This is a genomic window from Thioalkalivibrio halophilus (assembly GCF_001995255.1).
Taxonomy (GTDB): Bacteria; Pseudomonadota; Gammaproteobacteria; order Ectothiorhodospirales; family Ectothiorhodospiraceae; genus Thioalkalivibrio; species Thioalkalivibrio halophilus.
In genome coordinates, this window is record NZ_MUZR01000003.1 from 13,370 (window position 1) to 31,601 (window position 18,232).

The window sequence follows — 18,232 nt, forward strand, 5'->3', positions numbered from 1 at the left end:
GAGTGACACCATGAGTGAACGGGACTGGAGTGACTGGCTGGGCGAGACCCTGACGGTTAGTACGTCGCTGGCGGTCGGGCCAACCATGCGTCCCGTCACCCACGGCGAGCTGGCCGCGCGACTGGTGGACGGAATCGAGCTGTTCGAGGCCAGTGGCAGCCGCAACCACCCCGCACACGGTGCGGCGGACGAGACCGCGCTGGAACTGCAGCGCCTGGAGCGCAAGCTGGACCTGCTCGTTCACCTGCTGGCCGAATCCCTGGATCCGGAACGGCCACCGGTTCGGCAGGTGGTCATCAGCCGCGGTGGCGTGGTACTCCCGGCGGGCACGCTGCCTGATGATGCCGATCGCCTGGCGTTGTATTTGAGCGACTTTCTGCCGCAGCCGCTGGTGCTGGGTGTGGAACCTCCGACACGTCATGACGAGGCCCAGTTGATCCACTGGAGCCCGCATGATGACCGCATGCACGACGCCCTGGGGCGCTGGATTTTTCGTCTGCATCGACGCGACGTCGCGGAGAAACGACAGAAAGTTGACGGGGGTGGGTGATCGCTATAATACTGTGATCGGCTTCACGCATGAGGCCACTCATACTCCGACCCGGGCCTTACAGCATGGCGACATCCGCGGACGACGAACACGGACTCCACATCGCCCTGGGCGGCGAACCCGAAGCTGCCCGTGATACACGGGCCATCCTGGCCTCCATGGGCTGCGAGGCCGAGACCCGCATTGACGCACACGGCCTGACCGACAGTACCCGCGAACCCGCCGCGATCTGGCTCTGCGGCCCGGCAACGGCGGTTGCGGCGCAGGCCGCCGTTGCCCCGGACAACCTGCCGGTGGTGGCCCAGCCGACCGATGGCGGAAAGGTGGAGCACCAGGCGGTCGACTGGGTGGTGGAACACCCGTTATCGGTATCGCGGGTTACGCAGATTCTGCAGTGGCTGCGCTTCGGCGGGGAGCGCGTCCACGACGACGTACCGGGTCTGGTCGGGCACCACCCGACGATGGTTGGCGTGAAGCGGCTCGTAGCGCAGGTGGCGCGCACGGATGCCACCGCACTGATCCTCGGCGAGACCGGCTCGGGCAAGGAAGTGGTCGCGCAGGCCATCCATGACGCGTCGGACCGTGCCGACAAGCCGTTCGTCGCGGTCAACTGCGGCGCGATTCCCCCGGATCTGCTGGAAAGCGAGCTTTTCGGTCACGAGAAGGGTGCGTTCACCGGGGCCTTCACCGCGCGCACCGGACGCTTCGAGCTGGCGCAGGACGGCACGCTGTTCCTCGACGAAATCGGAGACATGCCCCTGCCCATGCAGGTCAAGCTTCTGCGGGTCCTGCAGGAACGGGTGTTCGAGCGCGTGGGCTCGAACAAGTCCATCACCACCCACGCGCGCATCATTGCGGCGACCCATCGCAACCTCGACGAGGCCGTGGCGGAGGGGAATTTCCGTCAGGACCTGTTCTTCCGTCTCAACGTCTTCCCCATTGAGCTGCCGCCGTTGCGCGAACGCGCCAGTGACATTCCGCAGCTGATCACGGCGCTGGAGGAGCGGCTGCGCGAACAGGGGGGCAGCCCCGCGCACCTGACGCCGGCGGTGGTGGCTCACCTGGAACGTCTGGACTGGACCGGCAACATCCGCGAACTGGGCAATCTGCTGGAACAGCTGTCCATCATGTACCCCGATCTGCCGGTGGACCTGGGGCAGCTGCCGCCGCGCGTGCGTCCGGAAGGGGTGGAGGATCGCAGCGGTGCGGCGGCGGAACCGGGCGGGGCATCGGCCGGGTCGTCGGCATCGGCCACCGGCCCGAACATGCCGGGACCGGATGGCCTGCCACCGGAAGGCGTCGATCTGCGCGATTATCTCAACGACCTGGAACGCTCGATGATCGAAGCGGCGCTGGCCGATACCGGTCATGTGGTGGCGCGGGCCGCGCGGCGGCTCGGCATGCGGCGGACGACGCTGGTTGAGCGCATGCGCAAGTTCGGACTGGGACGGGATTCTGACGGCTGAGCCTCCGTGGCAAGGTGTTGCCGCTGTCGAGATCCCGACGAAAACCGGCAACATTGTTTGCAGGACCCTGAATAAAAAGGGTTTATTCATAGTGGCACACTACCTGCTTGGGGCAGTCCGAATCCCATCGACAGGACTGCACCGATGCCTCGAGCGACCCTTCTTCTGGTCAATGCCGACGCCGCCCTGCGTGAACGCGTGGTGCAGGTGCTGGCCACCATCCCGCGGGTTCGCCTCCAGGACTGCACCGACGGAGAGCTCGAGCGCTCCCTGGAAGCGCAGCGCCCCGAGGTCGTCCTGATCGCCCATCCCGCGACCGCCGCGCTGCGTGAACGGATCCCGGCACGGTTGCCGGTCGCGGTGATCAGTCCGGATGCGACCCATGACAACGAGATCGCCGCCATGCGCGCCGGCGTGGATGCCCATTTCGGCCTCCCGGACATGGCGGCGCCGCTGGCGCAGTGGCTGCGCGATCAGCTCCCCGGCCCCGGCACCCGGGCCCGGATCCCGGAAATGGTGGCGCACAGCGAGCGCATGCGTTCGCTGGATGCCTTTGCCGAACGGATCGCGCAAACCGCTGCGACGGTCTTCATTACGGGCGAGTCGGGGGTCGGCAAGGAGGTGCTGGCGCGGCAGATCCATGCGCGCTCGGCCCGTGCGCAGGGGCCGTTCGAGGCGATCAACTGCGCCGCGCTGCCCGAGGCCATGCTGGAGGCCCTGCTGTTCGGGCACGCGAAGGGGGCCTTTACCGGCGCGATCGAGGCGCGGCCGGGCAAGTTCGTACAGGCGGACGGTGGCACGCTGCTGCTGGATGAGGTGACGGAAATCCCCGTGCATCTGCAGCCCAAGCTGCTGCGTGTGCTGCAGGAACGGGAAGTGGAACCGCTGGGCGGCCGGCGCACCCGTCCGGTCGACGTGCGGGTGATCGCAACCTCCAATCGTGATTTGCGCGAGGCGGTGGCCGAGGGGGTACTCCGCGAGGACCTGTATTACCGCCTGAGCGTGTTCCCGGTGCGGATCCCGCCGCTGCGCGAGCGGCCGGAGGACATTCCGTCGCTGGCGCGGGCGCTGCTGACCCGTGCCAGCCAGGGCCGGCTCGTGGAACTGGCACCGGAGGCCGAATCGCGGCTGATGGGGCATGACTGGCCCGGGAATGCCCGCGAGCTGGCCAACGTGATGGAGCGGGCGGCCACTCTGGCCGGCGAGCGCAGCGACGGGCGGGTCACGGCCGAGTCCATCTGGCTGGATGCCGACATGCTGGAGCATGGCGAAGGTGTCAGTGCGGCTGGCGCTCCTTCCGTTCCGGCGGCTTCGGATGACGACATCCCGTCGGCCCCTCTGCTGGAACAGACCCTGCAGACCCAGGAAAGCCGGGTGATCCTCAACGTGCTGCGAGAAGCGGGAGGGCGCCGCAAGGAGGCCGCGGAACGGCTGGGAATCAGCCCGCGCACCCTGCGCTACAAGCTCGCGCGACTGCGCGAATCGGGCATCCATGTCCCCCGCACCGGAGTGGTCTGAGAGCTGGCCCGGCATTTGCTTGGGATTGGGTTGAGCGGGGGCGAGGCACCGTCGTCCCGTGTGGAAGCCGGAGGTAACGCATGAGTGAAATGCAGATCCAGAACGTGTTGCAGCAGATGCGGCAGCTCTCGGAAAGCGGGAGCGTCGAGGCTCCTGCGTCCGGAGGTGGAACCGGTCAGGCCGGTGGCGCCGACTTCCAGAACGTCCTGCGTGACTCGCTGCGCAACGTGAACGAGGTGCAGCAGGAGGCGACCGATCTGCAGACCCGTTTTGAACTGGGCGATGAAAACGTGTCCCTGCCGCAGGTGATGGTGGCGATGAACAAGTCCAGCCTGGCGTTCGAGGCCACCAATCAGGTGCGCAACCGCCTGCTGGATGCCTATCAGGAAATCATGCGGATGCAGGTGTAGGCCTGTAATCCCTCCGGAGAGACGTGATCATGGCCGCAGCACAGCAAAGTCTGCCCGCCGTCGTCAGCGGCGGCATCAAGGATTTCGGCACCATGCCGGCCGGCCGACAGCTGGCCCTGATCGGCATGCTGGCCGGCGCGCTGGCCGTGATCGCGGGGATCGTATTCTGGGCGATGAGCCCCACCTTCGTCCCGCTGTATTCGTCGCTCGACCAGGACGAGGCCGCGGAGGTGGTGACCGCACTGGACGGGGCCGGCATCCGCTATCGCATTGATGCGAATACCGGTCAGATCAAGGTGCCGCGCGGCGATGTGGGTGAAGCCCGCCTGCATCTGGCCGGTGAAGGGCTGCCGCGTTCCGGGGATGTCGGCTTCGAGCTCCTGCAGGAGGACACCGGGATCGGCACCAGCCGGATGATGGAAAGCGCGCGCCATCGCCGGGCGATGGAAGGCGAGCTGGGCCGTACCGTCTCTTCGCTGGACGCGGTCGAGCGTGCCCGCGTGCACATCGCCGAAGGACAGGATTCGGTCTTCGTGCGTGAACGCACCCCGGCGACCGCCTCGGTAACCGTGCACCTGCACGGGGGCCGCTCCCTGAGCGAATCGCAGGTCCGGGCCATCGTCCACATGGTGGCCTCCAGTACCTCGGACCTGTCGCCCGAAAACGTGACCGTGGTCGACCAGCAGGGCCGGCTGCTGACCGAGGACGGAATGGAAGAGGGCGGCATGCGCAGCAGTGGCGACCGTCTGTCGTTCCAGGGCCAGGTGGAGCGCCGTTATGCCGAGGCGATCCGGGACCTGCTGTCGCCGCTCGTTGGCGGCGACCGCGTGCGGGTGCAGGTGTCGGCGGACATCGATTTTTCCGAAATCGAACGTACCGAAGAACTCTACGACCCCGACACGATCGCGCTGCGTTCGGAGCAGATCTCCGAAGATGTTCGCGGGGACGCCGGCGAAGGGCCGATGGGCGTGCCGGGCGCGCTGACCAATCAGCCGCCCGCCGGGGGCGCCGTGGGCGAAGAAGAAGGCGAAGGCGCGGAAAATGGTGAGAATGGGGCGGCCGGTCAGCGCTCGGGGTCCGCGACGCGCAACTACGAGGTGGATCGTCGCATCGCCCACATCCGGGAAATGCCCGGCGGCGTCGAGCGGCTGTCGACCGCCGTGGTGGTCGATTTCCGCGAGGAAGTGGGCGAGGATGGCGAGGTCCAGCGCGTCGCACGCGACGCCGAGGAGATCGAGCGTCTGGAGAACCTGGTCCGCCAGGCGGTGGGCTTCAGCGAGCAGCGCGGGGATTCGATCAACGTGGTCAGTGCTCCGTTCGAGGCGCCGGTGGAGGAAGAAATCGTCGAGGCAGAACGCCCGTTCTGGACCCAGGCCTGGTTCATGGAGCTGGCCAAGCTCATCGGGGCGCTGCTGCTGGCCCTGATCATCCTGCTGACCGTGATCCGTCCGGCCCTGAAACATCTGATGAGCGGTGCAACCGCGCGCCCGGCGCAGCAGCCGCAGGCGGAGTCGGACGAGAATCTCGCCCTGACCGACCAGAGCGGGGAATCCGCGGCCGGTGGTGGCGGTCCCAGCGGTGAGGGCTCCGCGGTGGCTTCGCTGACCGGGCCGGAAGAGGATCAGCAGGAGATGGACCTCGAGGCCGTGCGGGGGATGGTGAAGGAAGATCCCAAGCGCGTGGCGCAGGTAATGAAGACCTGGTTGAACGAAGATGGCCGATAGCAAGAAGTCCAAACTGGATGGCGCGGAACGGGCGGCCGTGTTCATGATGAGCCTCGGTGAGGATTCCGCCGCCGAGGTCATGCGCCACATGGGGCCCAAGGAGGTCCAGAAGATCGGCGCGGCCATGGCCAACATGGAGCGCATCTCGCGCACCGACGTGAACGCGGTGCTGGAGGACTTCTCCGGGCACGTGCGCGAGCAGACCGCGCTGGGTATCGGCGCCGACGATTACGTGCGCAGCGTGCTGCAGAACGCGCTGGGCGAGGACAAGGCCGAGGGCCTGATCGACCGTATCCTGCTGGGACGCAACTCCAAGGGGATCGATGCCCTGAAGTGGCTGGACCCGCGCGCGATTGCCGACATGCTGCGCAACGAGCACCCGCAGATCGTCGCCATCGTGATGTCGCACGTGGACGCGGATCAGGCCGCCGAGACCCTCAGCTATCTGCCCAAGCGGGTACAGTCCGACGTGGTGATGCGCATCGCGACCCTGGACGGGGTGCAGCCCTCGGCACTGCAGGAGCTGGATGACATCCTCGACCGTCAGCTTTCCGGCAACAACACCGCCAAGACCTCGATGGTCGGCGGGGTGAAGACGGCCGCGGACATCATGAACCTGATGGACGGGTCGCGCGAGGCGGAGATCATGGATACGGTCAGCGAGATGGACCAGGATCTGGCCGGCCGTATCGAGGAGCTGATGTTCGTCTTCGACAACCTGATCGACGTCGACGACCGCGGGATCCAGACCCTGCTGCGGGAGGTGTCCACCGAATCCCTGGTGCTGGCGATGAAGGGTGCCGACGACGACCTGAAAGACAAGATCTTCAGCAACATGTCCAAACGCGCCGCCGAAATGCTGCGCGAGGACCTGGAAGCCAAGGGGCCGGTGCGCGTGTCCGAGGTCGAGGGGGCGCAGAAGGAGATCCTGCAGGTCGCTCGCCGCCTGGCGGAGAACGGTGAGATCGTGCTTGGCGGCAAGGGCGGGGAGCAGATGCTGTGAGCGTGCACGACGCCGGGTCCGCCAGCGCGGCCTCCCTGTGGGAGCCGCCGGAGTTCGACGAGAACGGCAACGAGCCGGAACAGCGGCGCCTGCCCACCGCCGCCGAGATCGAGGCGATCGAGGAAGAGGCGCGCCAGAACGGTTTCGAGCGGGGCTACGCCGAGGGCCATGAACTGGGCAAGCAGGAGGCCGAAAAGGCGGCGCGGGCGCGCGAGGAAAAGAAGCTGCGCGAGGCCGTGGCGGCCCTGGAGTCGGTGGGTCAGGGGCTCAGCGATCCGCTGGCCGATGCCGCGGATTCCCTGGAACCGGAACTCCTGTCGCTGGTGACCGCGCTGGCGCGCCAGGTGATCCGGGTGGAGCTGCAGACCCGTCCGGAGATCATCCGCGAGGTACTGGATGAGGCGATGCGGCAGCTGCCGGGGCGCAATCGCAGCGTGCGGGTCCATCTGAACCCCGAGGACCAGGCCCTGGTCGAGCAATGGGGGTCCGCGCAGGCGGGCGAGATCAGCTGGGTCCCGGACCCGGAACTGGCGCGCGGTGGCTGTCGGGTTGAGGCGGGTGCGTCCGAAGTGGATGCCAGTCTGGAGCGCCGTCTGCGGCAGGCCGTGGAGGCCATCTGGGACGGCCACGCGAACGTGCCGGACACGGATCCGGAGCCGCGCGAGCCGGTCGAGGCCCCCGCGCATGACAGGGCTGCCCCGGAGAAGCGAGAGGAACCCGGGGACGATGCGTCGGCCCGTGATGAGGAGGATCCGGCATGACCGCCAGTATTCGCGATGCCCATACACGCCAGCGCGACGGGCTCACCGCGGGCCTGCGCGAACGGCTGGAGCAGTCGCGCGGGCGGGTCGAACGGGTGGCGGCCCCGCAGTCGCAGGGGATCCTGTCGCGCGTGACCGGTCTGACCCTGGAGGCCGAGGGCCTGCGCCTGCCGCTGGGCGGCCGCGCCCTGATCCATGGCGAACGGGGCGAAACCGTGCCCGCCGAGGTCGTCGGATTCCAGAACGACCGGACGTTCCTGATGCCGGAGGAGGCGGCCGCCGGGCTGGTGCCCGGGGCCCGCATCGAGCCGGTGGACACCCAGCGTTCGATCCCGGTGGGCAATGGCCTGCTGGGGCGGGTGATCGACGCCCGTGGCGAGCCACTGGACGGCCTCGGGCCGATCCGAACGCATGACCGCGCCACCCTCAACGGACAGCCGATCAACCCGCTGTCGCGCGCCCCGGTGCGCGAGCCTCTGGATACCGGCGTACGCGCGATCAACGCGCTGCTGTCGGTCGGGCGCGGCCAGCGGCTGGGGCTGTTCGCCGGTTCCGGCGTGGGCAAGAGCGTGCTGCTGGGGATGATGACCCGCCACACCAGCGCCGACGTGATCGTGGTCGGGCTGATCGGGGAACGCGGGCGCGAGGTCAACGACTTCATCCACGAGATCCTGGACGAGGAATCCCGCCGGCGTACGGTGGTGGTGGCGGTCCCGGCCGATCAATCGCCGCTGCTGCGCCAGCACGGGGCCTGGGTGGCGACCACGGTGGCGGAACAGTTCCGTGACCAGGGGCTGAACGTGCTGCTGCTGATGGACTCGCTGACCCGCTTCGCCCAGGGCGCGCGCGAGATCGCGATGGCCATCGGCGAACCGCCGGCCTCCAAGGGGTATGCGGCCTCGGTGTTCGCGCGCCTGCCGCAGCTGGTGGAGCGTGCCGGCAATGGTGACGTGGGCGGGGGCTCGATCACCGGATTTTATACGGTGCTGGCCGAGGGGGATGACCCCAACGATCCGATCGTGGACGCCGCGCGGGCGATCCTTGACGGGCATGTGGTGCTCTCGCGCGAGATCGNNCGATCTCGCGCGTGATGAGTGCGCTGACGACGCCCGAGCACGAGAAGGCGGCACGGCGGTTCCGTGATCTGGCCGCCACCTATCAGCGCAACCGCGACCTGATCTCGGTGGGGGCCTACCGCAAGGGTGCCGATCCACACCTCGACCAGGCCGTGGCGATGCATGACCGGCTGGAGCAGTTCCTGGCACAGGGCACGACCGAGGCGGTGGATTTTGCCACCGCGCGGGATCAGCTGGTCGCACTCACCGGGGGCGGGGCATGAATCCTCAGCGCATCGAACGGCTGTTGCGCATCCGCCAGATCGGCGAGACCGAGGCGACTCGCGAACTGGGCGAACGCATCGCTCAGCTGAACGCGGCCGAGGCCCAGCGCGAGCAGCTGGAAACCTTCCAGCAGGAATACCTGGCGGCCTCCATGCCGCAGGACCCCAACACCCTCAAGTGGCTGGCCGGCATGCGGCAGAAGCTGCGCGAGGCGCTGGAACAGCAGGCCCTGCGCATCCAGGCGGCCGAAAGCCAGGTGGAGACGGCTCGCGAGCAATGGCTGGAACACCATCGCGACTGCATGTCGCTGGAAAAGCTGCTGGAACGCACGCGAGCCGAAGACCAGCGTCATCAGGCCCGGCGGCAGCAGGTGGAGCAGGACATGTGGGCGACCCGCCAGGCCTTCGCACGGGAACCGGAATCCGGTGAACGTACGGTGAACTGGCAGGAATCTTGAAAGGCACGAGTACGCAGACCCCGCAGGGGCGGACGCGCGCGGTGCGCGCAACAAGGCGAGGACGGGACATGATCGCAGCACAGGCATCGGGACAGGGGCTGGGAGCGCTGGCGCAGCTGCTCGACGGCGGCGAGGGCATGGATCGGCTCAAAGAATTGAAAGACAAGGGAAAAGGCGGGGAAGACGGTTTCCTGAAGGCACTCCGCCCGCAGCTGGAAGCGATGCTGGGCGCGCTCGGGGTGGATGATTCCGAGCTGGCCGAGCTGGATCTGGAAGGACTGATCCAGCGGTTCCAGGATCTCCTGCAGGGGCAGGATCTGACCGCTGTGGACGGCATGCAATTGCCGCCCGGCTGGCTCACCGGCGAGGAAGGTGACGGAGAGATCGACGGCCGCGAGCTGCGCAGTCTGCTGGAAGACGGGCCCGAGTCCGGAGCGGCGGGCGACGGCATCCCGGTTTCCCTGATGCGCCTGTTCCTGCAGGCCGGCCCGGAAGGGCAGAACCCGGGGTCGCGGCTGCAGGAACTTGCTCCGGGGGCGCTGACCGGCGGTGGCTCGCGTGAAGGGACCACCGAGGTCCTGGCCCAGTGGCTGACGCAGGCCTCGGAATCGGCGCGCAGCGGCCGTGAGAATGCGCAGGCACTGGCTCAGCCGGCGGCCCAGGCCTCCGATGCCGAGGGCGCGCGGGGCGGCGGGATGCGGCTGGATCTGACCCGTCTGCTGCAGACTTCGGGCGATCGCCAGCTTGCGGAGCAGATCCAGATGATGGCGCAGGCCCGTGGCGGGCGCACCGAGATGAAACTGCATCCGCCTCAGCTGGGGGTCCTGGATGTGCGGGTCAGCATGGAGGGGGATCGTGCCAGCGTACAGTTCTTCAGTACCAACCCCGTGACCCGCGAGGTGCTGGAAGCGGCAATGCCGCGCCTGCGTGACAGTCTGGCCGACAGCGGGCTCGAGCTCGCCGATGCCTCGGTGTCGGATGAACCGCCGGAGGATTCCGCGGATACCGAGATGGCCGGCGACGGTTACGGCGGCGGGGATGAGCCCGGTGTCGCCACGGGTGCGGATGGCGAAGGGAGCGATGAAGAAGAAGGCCCCGTCGCCCCCGGCAGCACCCTTTCCTTCCTCAACCGTCGGGTGGACCTCTTTGCCTGAGGCCCGTTCCGGCAGACCGCCCGCCAGAATTTCGACGCGTCGCTCGGACGAACAACCGGTTCGTTGACGCATGAATCGGGCGGCGCCTTGACCCCGCAGGGTGTCTTTTCCACTGAAAAGACCACAACCTTCTGTTTCTAAAATAATCTTTGTTCATGGCACCGCGCTTGCTTGGGTTCGGGCAGCGAATCCACGCAACGCGGGTGTGTCATGGCGGAGAAGGAAGTCGAACTCGAGAACAAGGGGGGCGGCGGCAAGAAATGGATGATCATCATCCTCCTGGTCGTCGCCGTTCTGCTCGCCGGCGGCGGAGGCGCGGCCGCCTGGTTTCTGCTGTCTCAGGAGGCTGACGAAACGGCGGAAGATCTGCCGCCCGAGCGCCACTATTCATCGCTCGATCCCATGACGGTGAACATCGATGCCCCGGGAAGCGTGCAGTTCCTGCGCGTGCAGATCGGTCTGGTGTCCACCGACCCGGCGGTCCTGGAAGCCGTGGAGGATCATCTTCCCGTAGTCCGCAACGACATCCTCGGCGTCCTCTCGGATCAGGAATATACCGAGCTGAACACGCGGGAAGGCAAGGAAGCGCTGGCGGAGGACCTGACGGCCACCGTCCGTGTGATCCTGGAGTCGCGCGAAGCGCCCTTCGATCTGGAGCGCGTGGTGTTCACCGAACTGGTCATGCAGTAAGGCGCGCGTCATGGCACAGCAAACCGACATCCTGAGCCAGGACGAGATCGACGCGCTGCTGCACGGCGTCGATGCCGGTGACGTCGAGACCGAGGAGGAAGAGTTCCCCAGCGACGGTCAGGCGCGCGAATTCAACTTTGCTACCCAGGACCGGATCGTGCGCGGGCGCATGCCCACGCTCGAGATGATCAACGAGCGCTTTGCCCGGCATCTGCGCGTGCGGCTGTTCAACATGCTGCGGCGTTCGGCCGAGATCTCGGTCAGCGGCACCCGGCTGACCAAGTTTTCCGAGTACATGCACTCGCTGTTCGTGCCCACCAGCCTGAACCTGGTGCGCGCGCATCCACTGCATGGCACCGGACTGTTCGTGTTCGATCCCAAGCTGGTGTTCATCCTGGTGGACAACTTCTTCGGCGGCGACGGGCGCTTCTACACCCGCATCGAGGGCCGTGACTTCACCCCGATGGAAATGCGGGTGGTGCACAGCATCCTCGAGGGCGCGTTCGAGGACATGACCAAGGCCTGGGAGCCGGTCATGGACATCGACTTCGAGTTCCTCAACTCCGAGGTCAATCCCCAGTTCGCGAACATCGTGAGCCCCACCGAGATCGTGGTGATCAACGAATTCCACATCGAGCTGGATGGCGGCGGCGGCAATCTCCACGTGACCCTGCCGTATTCGATGATCGAACCGATCCGCGAGCAGCTGGATACCGGTATCCAGTCGGATCGCTCCGATGTCGATCAGCGCTGGATGAACGCCCTGCGGGAAGAGGTTCAGGACGCGGACGTGGAGATCGCCTCGGTGCTCACCGAGGCGGAGGTCACCGTGCAGGAGCTGCTGGACATCAAGCCGGGCGACATCATTCCGGTGGACATCCCCGAAGAAGTCACTCTGAAGGTCGAGGATATCCCGCTGCTGCGCGGCAAGTTCGGGGTTTCGAATGGCCAGAACGCGATCAAGATCAACGGTCGCGTACAACGATAGGAAAGAGGACAGGACGATGGCAGACGACGACAAGCGTCCGGATCAGGAAACCGAACAGGGCGACGGCGAGGAGTCGGTGGATCAGGATGCCCTGGCCGATGAATGGGCCGCGGCCCTGGCGGAGCAGGATGACAGTTCCGGGGGCGAGGCGGAGGACCCCGACGCACTGCTGGCCCAGGCACAGTCCAATTCGCACGAGAGCGATGCGGCCAACGCAGCGTCCACCGGCACCGGCGGCCGCAGCAAGGCGGCTACCGGGGGCGAAAAGGAACGCAAGCACAAGCCGGATCCCAACGCACAGCCACTGGAACCGGATGAACTGACCGATTCCGGGGGCGGCGAAGAAGAAGACGTGAATCTGGACATGGTGCTGGACGTGCCGGTGACCATCTCCATGGAGATCGGCCGCACCCGCATCCCGATCCGTAACCTTCTGCAGCTCAACCAGGGTTCGGTCGTGGAGCTGGAACGCCTGGCCGGCGAGCCGCTGGACGTGCTGGTCAACGGGACCCTGATCGCCCACGGCGAGGTGGTGGTGGTGAACGAGAAATTCGGGATCCGCCTGACCGACGTGATCAGCCCCAGCGAACGCATCCGGAAGCTGAAATAGTCATGTTCTCGCGTGTTCTTCCCGGATCGCTGTGGCTGCTGGCGCTGCTGCCGGCCGGCGCCCTGGCCGACGAGGACGGCGGCGCAATGAACGCCGCGGCCTACCTGACGCAGCTGATCGGCGGCCTGATGATCGTGATTGTGGCAATCGTTGTGCTGGCCTGGGTGCTCCGGCGCACGCAGGGGAGCGTGGGCCACGGCCGGCAGATGATCGATGTCCAGTCGGTCCGCTCGGTGGGTGCTCGTGAACGGCTGATGCTGGTTCGCGTGGGCGACGAACAGGTGCTGATCGGCGTGGCGCCTTCGGGGATCCGCACGCTGCACACCATGGAGACGCCGGTCGAGGTGCCGGCCGGCGGCGAAGGCCCCGATTTTTCCGGCGTGCTGAAGCGCGCGGTGCGTTCGCGCCGCGCCAGCGGGGGAGGTCAGGAGTCGTGAGTCTGCGGAGCTATTTCCCCTGGCTGCTGCTGGGGCTGTGGCTGCTGCCCGGCCTGGCGGGCGCTCAGGTGGGGCAGGGCATCGAGGCGGTGACCATCACCACGGACGAGGACGGCGGGGAGACCTGGTCGGTGACCCTGCAGATCCTCGTGCTGATGACGCTGCTGACCCTGCTGCCGGCGGCCCTGATCATGATGACCGCCTTCACCCGGATCCTGATCGTGCTGGCGATCCTGCGCCAGGGCCTGGGCACGTCCCAGACACCGTCCAACCAGATCCTGATCGGCCTGGCGTTCTTTCTCACGCTGTTCGTGATGGCGCCGGTGTTCGAAGAGATCCACGAGGTGGCGGTGGAGCCCTACCTGGCCGAGGAGATCGGCACCGAAGAGGCCCTGGAAACGGGTATCCAGCCGCTGCGGGGTTTCATGCTGGAGCAGACCCGCGAAAGCGATCTGCGCATGTTCGCGGAGATCAACGGTATCGACGGCTTCGAGGATCCCGACGACATCCCGCTGTCGCTGCTGGTGCCGTCGTTCGTGACCAGTGAGCTGAAGACGGCGTTCCAGATCGGGTTCCTGATCCTGATCCCGTTCCTGATCATCGATCTGGTGGTGGCCTCGGTGCTGATGTCGATGGGCATGGTGATGCTGTCGCCGCTGATCATCTCGCTGCCGTTCAAGGTGATGCTGTTCGTGCTGGTGGACGGCTGGGCCCTGCTGATGAACACGCTGGCAACCAGCTTTTTTGTTTAGGAGAGGCGGATGACACCCGAAACGGTCGTGGATATCGGGCGCGAGACGCTGATGGTGGTGGTCCTCCTGGCGGCGCCGCCGCTGCTGACGGCGCTGGCCGTGGGCCTGGCGATCGGCATGCTGCAGGCGGCGACCCAGATCCAGGAAATGACCCTGTCGTTCATTCCCAAGCTGCTGGCGATGTTCGCCGCGCTGCTGATCAGTGGACACTGGATGCTGTCGCTGGTGATCGAGTTCACCGAGCGCCTGTACGAGAGCGCGCCGGGAATGGTGGGCTAGGGGGCCTCGTGGAGATCACCACCGACCAGATGCTGGTGTGGGTGGCCGCAGTGATGTGGCCGCTGGCCCGGATTGGCGCGATGCTGGTGGTCATGCCGATCTTTGGCGGCGACCAGCTGAACGCGCGCATGCGCATGGGTCTGGCGCTGGTGCTGGCGGTGGTGGTGGCGATGCAGGAGCCCGCCCTGCCCGAGGTGGATCCGATCAGCCTGGAGGGGACGATCGTGACCCTGCATCAGGTCCTGATCGGTTTGACCATGGGTTTCATCCTGCAGCTGGTGTTCTCCGCACTGACGCAGGCGGGGGAGGTGGTGGCCCTGTCGATGGGGCTGGGCTTCGCCTCGGTCATGGATCCGGCGCAGGGCATTCAGGTACCGGTGATCTCCACGGTGTTCGTGACCATGGCCACGCTGATCTTTCTCGCCCTGAACGGCCATCTGATCCTGTTCGAACTGCTGCTGGCGAGCTTCGAGACCATGCCGGTCGCGCCATCCGGACTGGATGCGGAGGCCTTCATGCAGGTGGCGCTGTTCGGCCAGACGATGTTTGCCGGGGCGGTGCTGGTAGCACTGCCCGCGGTCGCCTCGCTGCTGGTGGTGAACATCTCCATGGGGGTCATCACGCGGGCCTCGCCTCAGCTGAATATCTTCGCCGTCGGCTTCCCGATGATGATCCTGATGGGCTTCGTCCTCCTGCTGCTGATCCTGCCGGGGCTGCCCGAGCGCGTGGGCGAGCTGGTCATGGAAGGTTTCGGACTGATGCAGGTCCTGCTGGGGTTCTGACATGGCCGAGAACGAGAACGGACAGGAAAAAACCGAAGAGCCGACCGAGAAACGGCTCCGTGAGGCGCGCGAGAAGGGCCAGGTCCCGCGCTCGCGGGAGCTGTCGACCTTTCTGGTGCTGATCACCGCCGGTATCTTCATGCTGTTCTTCGGCCCGACCCTGGGTGGGCAACTGGCCAACCAGACCCGGGCCCGTCTGGACTTCGAGCCGGAGCTGGCCCATGACCCGGATCTGTTGCTGCCCTATCTGGCGGATCAGATCTTCCAGACGCTGATGGCGCTGCTGCCGCTGTTCGGGATCCTGATGGTGGCGGCCGTGATGGCGCCCATCCTGATCGGCGGCGCCAATTTCTCCTGGCAGGCGGCGGCGCCCAAGGCGTCGAAGCTGAACCCGATCAAGGGCCTGCAGCGGATATTTTCCTGGCAGGGGCTGATGGAGTTCGGCAAGACCCTCGCCAAGTTCACGCTGGTCGGCACGGTCGCGATGCTGACCCTGTGGACGTTCTCCGACCGTCTGCTGGGGCTGGGCTACGAGCCACTGCACCAGGGTGTGTCGCATGCGGCCCAGATCGCGCTCGGCACCTTCATCGCGGTGTCGGCGGCGCTGATCATCGTCGCGGCGATCGACGCGCCGTTCCAGATGTGGAATCACCAGAAGCAGCTGCGGATGACGCGGCAGGAGCTCAAGGACGAGTACAAGGAGACCGACGGCAAGCCCGAGGTCAAGCAGAAGATCCGCCAGCAACAGCAGGAAATGGCCCAGCGCCGGATGATGGAAGAGGTGCCGAAGGCCGACGTGGTGATCACCAACCCCACGCACTATGCCGTGGCGATCGTCTACGAGGCCTCGAAGATGTCGGCGCCGAAGGTGGTGGCCAAGGGCGTCGACGAGGTCGCGGCGAATATCCGCGAGATCGCCGACGAGCACGAGATCATCCGGGTCGAGGCACCGAAGGTGGCGCGCGCACTCTATTTCACCACCGACCTGGACCGGGAGATTCCCGACGGCCTGTTCGTCGCGGTGGCGCGCATCCTCGCCTACGTGTATCAGCTCAAGCGGGCCGACCAGGGCGTGGACATGCCGGACGACCTGCCGGTGCCGGACGAATATCTCGATCCCCACCAGGGACGCCACGGCCGGCGCCGGGAGGATGACGCATGAGCTTCCTCGATCGCCTGAGCGGCATGGGCCGCTGGGGGCTGGGCGCCCCGCTGCTGCTGATCGCGATGCTGTCGATGATGGTGCTGCCGCTGCCGCCGGTGGCGCTGGACGTGCTGTTCACCTTCAACATCGCGCTGTCGCTGGTGGTGATCATGGTCGCGGTGTACACCCCGCGGCCGCTGGAATTCGCGGTGTTTCCCACGGTGCTTCTGGTGGCAACCCTGCTGCGTCTGGCGCTGAACATCGCCTCCACCCGGGTGATCCTGCTGGAAGGGCATACCGGAACGGACGCGGCCGGGCAGGTCATCCAGGCCTTCGGCGACTTCGTGGTCGGCGGCAACTACGCGGTCGGCCTGGTGGTGTTCGCGATCCTGATCATCATCAACTTCGTGGTGGTAACCAAGGGTGCGGGGCGCGTGTCCGAGGTCAGCGCCCGCTTTACCCTGGATTCGATGCCGGGCAAGCAGATGGCGATCGACGCCGACCTCAATGCGGGCCTTCTGACCCAGGAAGAGGCGCGCCGACGGCGTGACGAGATCGCCCAGGAGGCCGACTTCTACGGTTCCATGGACGGGGCCTCGAAGTTCGTGCGCGGGGACGCCATCGCCGGGATTTTGATCCTGTTCGTGAACATCATCGGCGGACTCACCATCGGCGCCCTGCAGCACGGGATGTCCATCGGCGATGCCGCCACCAACTATGTCCTGCTGACCATCGGTGACGGCCTGGTGGCGCAGATCCCGTCGCTGGTGCTGTCCTCGGCCACGGCCATCATCGTGACCCGCGTATCCACCACCCAGGACATGGGCCAGCAGGTCATCGGCCAGATGTTCTCCAACCCGCGCGTGATGTACGTCGTGGGTGGGGTGATCGCGTCGCTGGGCATGGTGCCGGGGATGCCCAATGCGGTGTTCCTGGGCCTGGCTTCGCTGGTCGCCGGCGGCGGTTACCTGATGTCGCGCCGGCGGCACGAGGAGGCAGCCGAGGTGGAGCGTCTGCCGGAGGCCGAGCAGGAACCCTCGCCGGAGAACCGCGAGCTGTCGTGGGACGACGTGCCGCCGGTGGACCTGGTGTCGCTGGAGGTCGGCTACCGCCTGATCCCGCTGGTGGACCGGACCCAGGACGGCCAGCTGATGGGGCGGATCAAGGGCGTACGCCGCAAGCTGTCGCAGGAGCTGGGCTTCCTGCTGCAGCCGGTGCATATCCGCGACAACCTCGAGCTGAGTCCGAACACCTACCGCATCGCCCTTCTGGGCGTGACCGTCGCCGAGGCCGAGGTGTTCCAGGACAAGGAGCTGGCGATCAATCCGGGCGAGGTCTTCGGTGAGGTACCGGGGACGCCGACCAAGGATCCGACGTTCAACCTGGATGCCCTGTGGATCGACCCCGAGAACCGCGAACAGGCGCAGGGGGCCGGCTACACCGTGGTGGACGTGTCCACGGTGATCGCGACCCATCTGTCGCAGGTGTTCCGCGAAAACGCGCACCGGCTGATCGGCCACGAGGAGGCCCAGCACCTGCTGGACCAGCTGGCGCAGCGTTCGCCCAAGCTGGTGGAAAACCTGGTGCCGAAGACGCTGTCGCTGAGCGTGATCCTGAAGGTGCTGCAGAACCTGCTGGCCGAGCAGGTCTCCATCCGCGATCTGCGCACGATCGCCGAAACCCTGGCAGAGGAGGGTGCCAAGAGTCAGGATCCCGGCACTTTGACCGCCGCGGTGCGGGTCGCGCTGTCGCGCTCCATCGTCCAGGACCTGGTGGGACCGGAGGAGGAGCTGCCCCTGATCGCCCTCGACCCTTCGTTGGAACAGCTTTTGCATAAGTCTCTGCAGGGCAGCAATGGCGACACCGTCGGACTGGAGCCGGGCCTGGCCGAACGCCTGCAACGATCGGTGGGCGAGGCCGCCCAGCGCCAGGAGGCGGCGGGACAGCCGGCGGTGCTGGTGGTGGCCCCGGAAATCCGCTCCTGGATCGCCGGGTGGCTGCGGGGCGCGGTGCGCAACCTGACCGTGCTCGCATTCACCGAGATCCCGGACAACCGGCGGATCCGGGTGGTGGCCACGGTGGGACAGGATGAAGCAGACAAGAAGTCGGCGTGATGTGCGAACGGGCATGGCCTGAAGCACCAGTCAACGATCGGCGGGAGAGCGAA

General features: G+C 66.7%; 18 protein-coding genes and 1 pseudogene. All 19 read left to right on the top strand.

Features of this window, described 5'->3' with window-relative positions:
- The first annotated feature begins 10 nt into the window (after window positions 1–10).
- Complete coding sequence (locus B1A74_RS00780; protein ID WP_024328913.1) at window positions 11–550, top strand: PilZ domain-containing protein; 540 nt, start codon at window positions 11–13, stop codon at window positions 548–550.
- Between the two features lie 65 nt (window positions 551–615).
- Window positions 616–2,016 (top strand): sigma-54 interaction domain-containing protein, encoded by a 1,401-nt coding sequence (locus B1A74_RS00785; protein ID WP_024328912.1) that lies wholly within the window; start codon window positions 616–618, stop codon window positions 2,014–2,016.
- 144 nt (window positions 2,017–2,160) lie between these two features.
- Entirely contained in the window at window positions 2,161–3,534 is a 1,374-nt protein-coding gene (locus B1A74_RS00790; protein WP_077243496.1) for a sigma-54 interaction domain-containing protein, read from the top strand.
- Window positions 3,535–3,614: 80 nt separating this feature from the next.
- On the top strand, window positions 3,615–3,944 hold the full coding sequence (gene fliE, locus B1A74_RS00795) for a flagellar hook-basal body complex protein FliE (protein WP_018869492.1): 330 nt from the start codon (window positions 3,615–3,617) through the stop codon (window positions 3,942–3,944).
- Window positions 3,945–3,973: 29 nt separating this feature from the next.
- Window positions 3,974–5,668: a flagellar basal-body MS-ring/collar protein FliF gene (gene fliF / locus B1A74_RS00800; protein WP_077243528.1), complete on the top strand. Its 1,695-nt coding sequence runs from the start codon at window positions 3,974–3,976 to the stop codon at window positions 5,666–5,668.
- Entirely contained in the window at window positions 5,658–6,671 is a 1,014-nt protein-coding gene (fliG, locus tag B1A74_RS00805; RefSeq protein ID WP_018945934.1) for a flagellar motor switch protein FliG, read from the top strand. Before fliF ends, fliG begins: the two co-directional genes overlap by 11 nt.
- A complete protein-coding gene (locus tag B1A74_RS00810) occupies window positions 6,668–7,432 on the top strand; it encodes a FliH/SctL family protein (RefSeq protein ID WP_018945935.1) in 765 nt (254 codons plus the stop codon). The genes fliG and B1A74_RS00810 overlap by 4 nt, the downstream gene beginning before the upstream one ends.
- Window positions 7,429–8,771, top strand: a pseudogene (locus B1A74_RS00815) (FliI/YscN family ATPase). Before B1A74_RS00810 ends, B1A74_RS00815 begins: the two are co-directional and overlap by 4 nt.
- Complete coding sequence (gene fliJ / locus B1A74_RS00820) at window positions 8,768–9,229, top strand: flagellar export protein FliJ (protein ID WP_018945937.1); 462 nt, start codon at window positions 8,768–8,770, stop codon at window positions 9,227–9,229. The pseudogene B1A74_RS00815 and the gene fliJ overlap by 4 nt, the downstream one beginning before the upstream one ends.
- Window positions 9,230–9,297: 68 nt before the next feature.
- Window positions 9,298–10,383: a flagellar hook-length control protein FliK gene (locus tag B1A74_RS00825; protein ID WP_077243497.1), complete on the top strand. Its 1,086-nt coding sequence runs from the start codon at window positions 9,298–9,300 to the stop codon at window positions 10,381–10,383.
- Window positions 10,384–10,593: 210 nt separating this feature from the next.
- Window positions 10,594–11,073, top strand: coding sequence for a flagellar basal body-associated FliL family protein (locus B1A74_RS00830; RefSeq protein ID WP_024328906.1), 480 nt, complete (start codon window positions 10,594–10,596; stop codon window positions 11,071–11,073).
- A 10-nt stretch (window positions 11,074–11,083) separates the two neighbouring features.
- The gene (gene fliM / locus B1A74_RS00835; protein ID WP_018945940.1) at window positions 11,084–12,061 is read left to right on the top strand and encodes a flagellar motor switch protein FliM; all 978 of its coding nucleotides are present in this window, start codon (window positions 11,084–11,086) and stop codon (window positions 12,059–12,061) included.
- Window positions 12,062–12,077: 16 nt separating this feature from the next.
- A complete protein-coding gene (gene fliN / locus B1A74_RS00840; RefSeq protein ID WP_077243498.1) occupies window positions 12,078–12,671 on the top strand; it encodes a flagellar motor switch protein FliN in 594 nt (197 codons plus the stop codon).
- A 2-nt stretch (window positions 12,672–12,673) separates the two neighbouring features.
- Entirely contained in the window at window positions 12,674–13,108 is a 435-nt protein-coding gene (fliO, locus tag B1A74_RS00845; RefSeq protein WP_077243499.1) for a flagellar biosynthetic protein FliO, read from the top strand.
- A complete protein-coding gene (gene fliP / locus B1A74_RS00850; RefSeq protein ID WP_018869481.1) occupies window positions 13,105–13,860 on the top strand; it encodes a flagellar type III secretion system pore protein FliP in 756 nt (251 codons plus the stop codon). Before fliO ends, fliP begins: the two co-directional genes overlap by 4 nt.
- A gap of 9 nt (window positions 13,861–13,869) precedes the next feature.
- Complete coding sequence (gene fliQ, locus B1A74_RS00855; protein ID WP_077243500.1) at window positions 13,870–14,139, top strand: flagellar biosynthesis protein FliQ; 270 nt, start codon at window positions 13,870–13,872, stop codon at window positions 14,137–14,139.
- A 29-nt stretch (window positions 14,140–14,168) separates the two neighbouring features.
- Window positions 14,169–14,921, top strand: a complete 753-nt coding sequence (gene fliR, locus B1A74_RS00860; protein ID WP_425274666.1) for a flagellar biosynthetic protein FliR — start codon at window positions 14,169–14,171, stop codon at window positions 14,919–14,921.
- A 1-nt stretch (window position 14,922) separates the two neighbouring features.
- Window positions 14,923–16,083: a flagellar biosynthesis protein FlhB gene (gene flhB / locus B1A74_RS00865; RefSeq protein ID WP_077243502.1), complete on the top strand. Its 1,161-nt coding sequence runs from the start codon at window positions 14,923–14,925 to the stop codon at window positions 16,081–16,083.
- The gene (gene flhA / locus B1A74_RS00870; RefSeq protein WP_077243503.1) at window positions 16,080–18,179 is read left to right on the top strand and encodes a flagellar biosynthesis protein FlhA; all 2,100 of its coding nucleotides are present in this window, start codon (window positions 16,080–16,082) and stop codon (window positions 18,177–18,179) included. Before flhB ends, flhA begins: the two co-directional genes overlap by 4 nt.
- The last annotated feature ends 53 nt before the right edge of the window (window positions 18,180–18,232 follow it).

What these genes read in the sequence shown, in the direction of transcription:
- B1A74_RS00780 (WP_024328913.1), top strand. Translation starts at nt 11, where the DNA reads ATGAGTGAACGGGACTGGAGTGACTGGCTGGGCGAGACCCTGACGGTT.
- B1A74_RS00785 (WP_024328912.1), top strand. Translation starts at nt 616, where the DNA reads ATGGCGACATCCGCGGACGACGAACACGGACTCCACATCGCCCTGGGC.
- B1A74_RS00790 (WP_077243496.1), top strand. Translation starts at nt 2,161, where the DNA reads ATGCCTCGAGCGACCCTTCTTCTGGTCAATGCCGACGCCGCCCTGCGT.
- fliE (WP_018869492.1), top strand. Translation starts at nt 3,615, where the DNA reads ATGAGTGAAATGCAGATCCAGAACGTGTTGCAGCAGATGCGGCAGCTC.
- fliF (WP_077243528.1), top strand. Translation starts at nt 3,974, where the DNA reads ATGGCCGCAGCACAGCAAAGTCTGCCCGCCGTCGTCAGCGGCGGCATC.
- fliG (WP_018945934.1), top strand. Translation starts at nt 5,658, where the DNA reads ATGGCCGATAGCAAGAAGTCCAAACTGGATGGCGCGGAACGGGCGGCC.
- fliJ (WP_018945937.1), top strand. Translation starts at nt 8,768, where the DNA reads ATGAATCCTCAGCGCATCGAACGGCTGTTGCGCATCCGCCAGATCGGC.
- B1A74_RS00825 (WP_077243497.1), top strand. Translation starts at nt 9,298, where the DNA reads ATGATCGCAGCACAGGCATCGGGACAGGGGCTGGGAGCGCTGGCGCAG.
- B1A74_RS00830 (WP_024328906.1), top strand. Translation starts at nt 10,594, where the DNA reads ATGGCGGAGAAGGAAGTCGAACTCGAGAACAAGGGGGGCGGCGGCAAG.
- fliM (WP_018945940.1), top strand. Translation starts at nt 11,084, where the DNA reads ATGGCACAGCAAACCGACATCCTGAGCCAGGACGAGATCGACGCGCTG.
- fliN (WP_077243498.1), top strand. Translation starts at nt 12,078, where the DNA reads ATGGCAGACGACGACAAGCGTCCGGATCAGGAAACCGAACAGGGCGAC.
- fliO (WP_077243499.1), top strand. Translation starts at nt 12,674, where the DNA reads ATGTTCTCGCGTGTTCTTCCCGGATCGCTGTGGCTGCTGGCGCTGCTG.
- fliQ (WP_077243500.1), top strand. Translation starts at nt 13,870, where the DNA reads ATGACACCCGAAACGGTCGTGGATATCGGGCGCGAGACGCTGATGGTG.
- fliR (WP_425274666.1), top strand. Translation starts at nt 14,169, where the DNA reads ATGCTGGTGTGGGTGGCCGCAGTGATGTGGCCGCTGGCCCGGATTGGC.
- flhB (WP_077243502.1), top strand. Translation starts at nt 14,923, where the DNA reads ATGGCCGAGAACGAGAACGGACAGGAAAAAACCGAAGAGCCGACCGAG.
- flhA (WP_077243503.1), top strand. Translation starts at nt 16,080, where the DNA reads ATGAGCTTCCTCGATCGCCTGAGCGGCATGGGCCGCTGGGGGCTGGGC.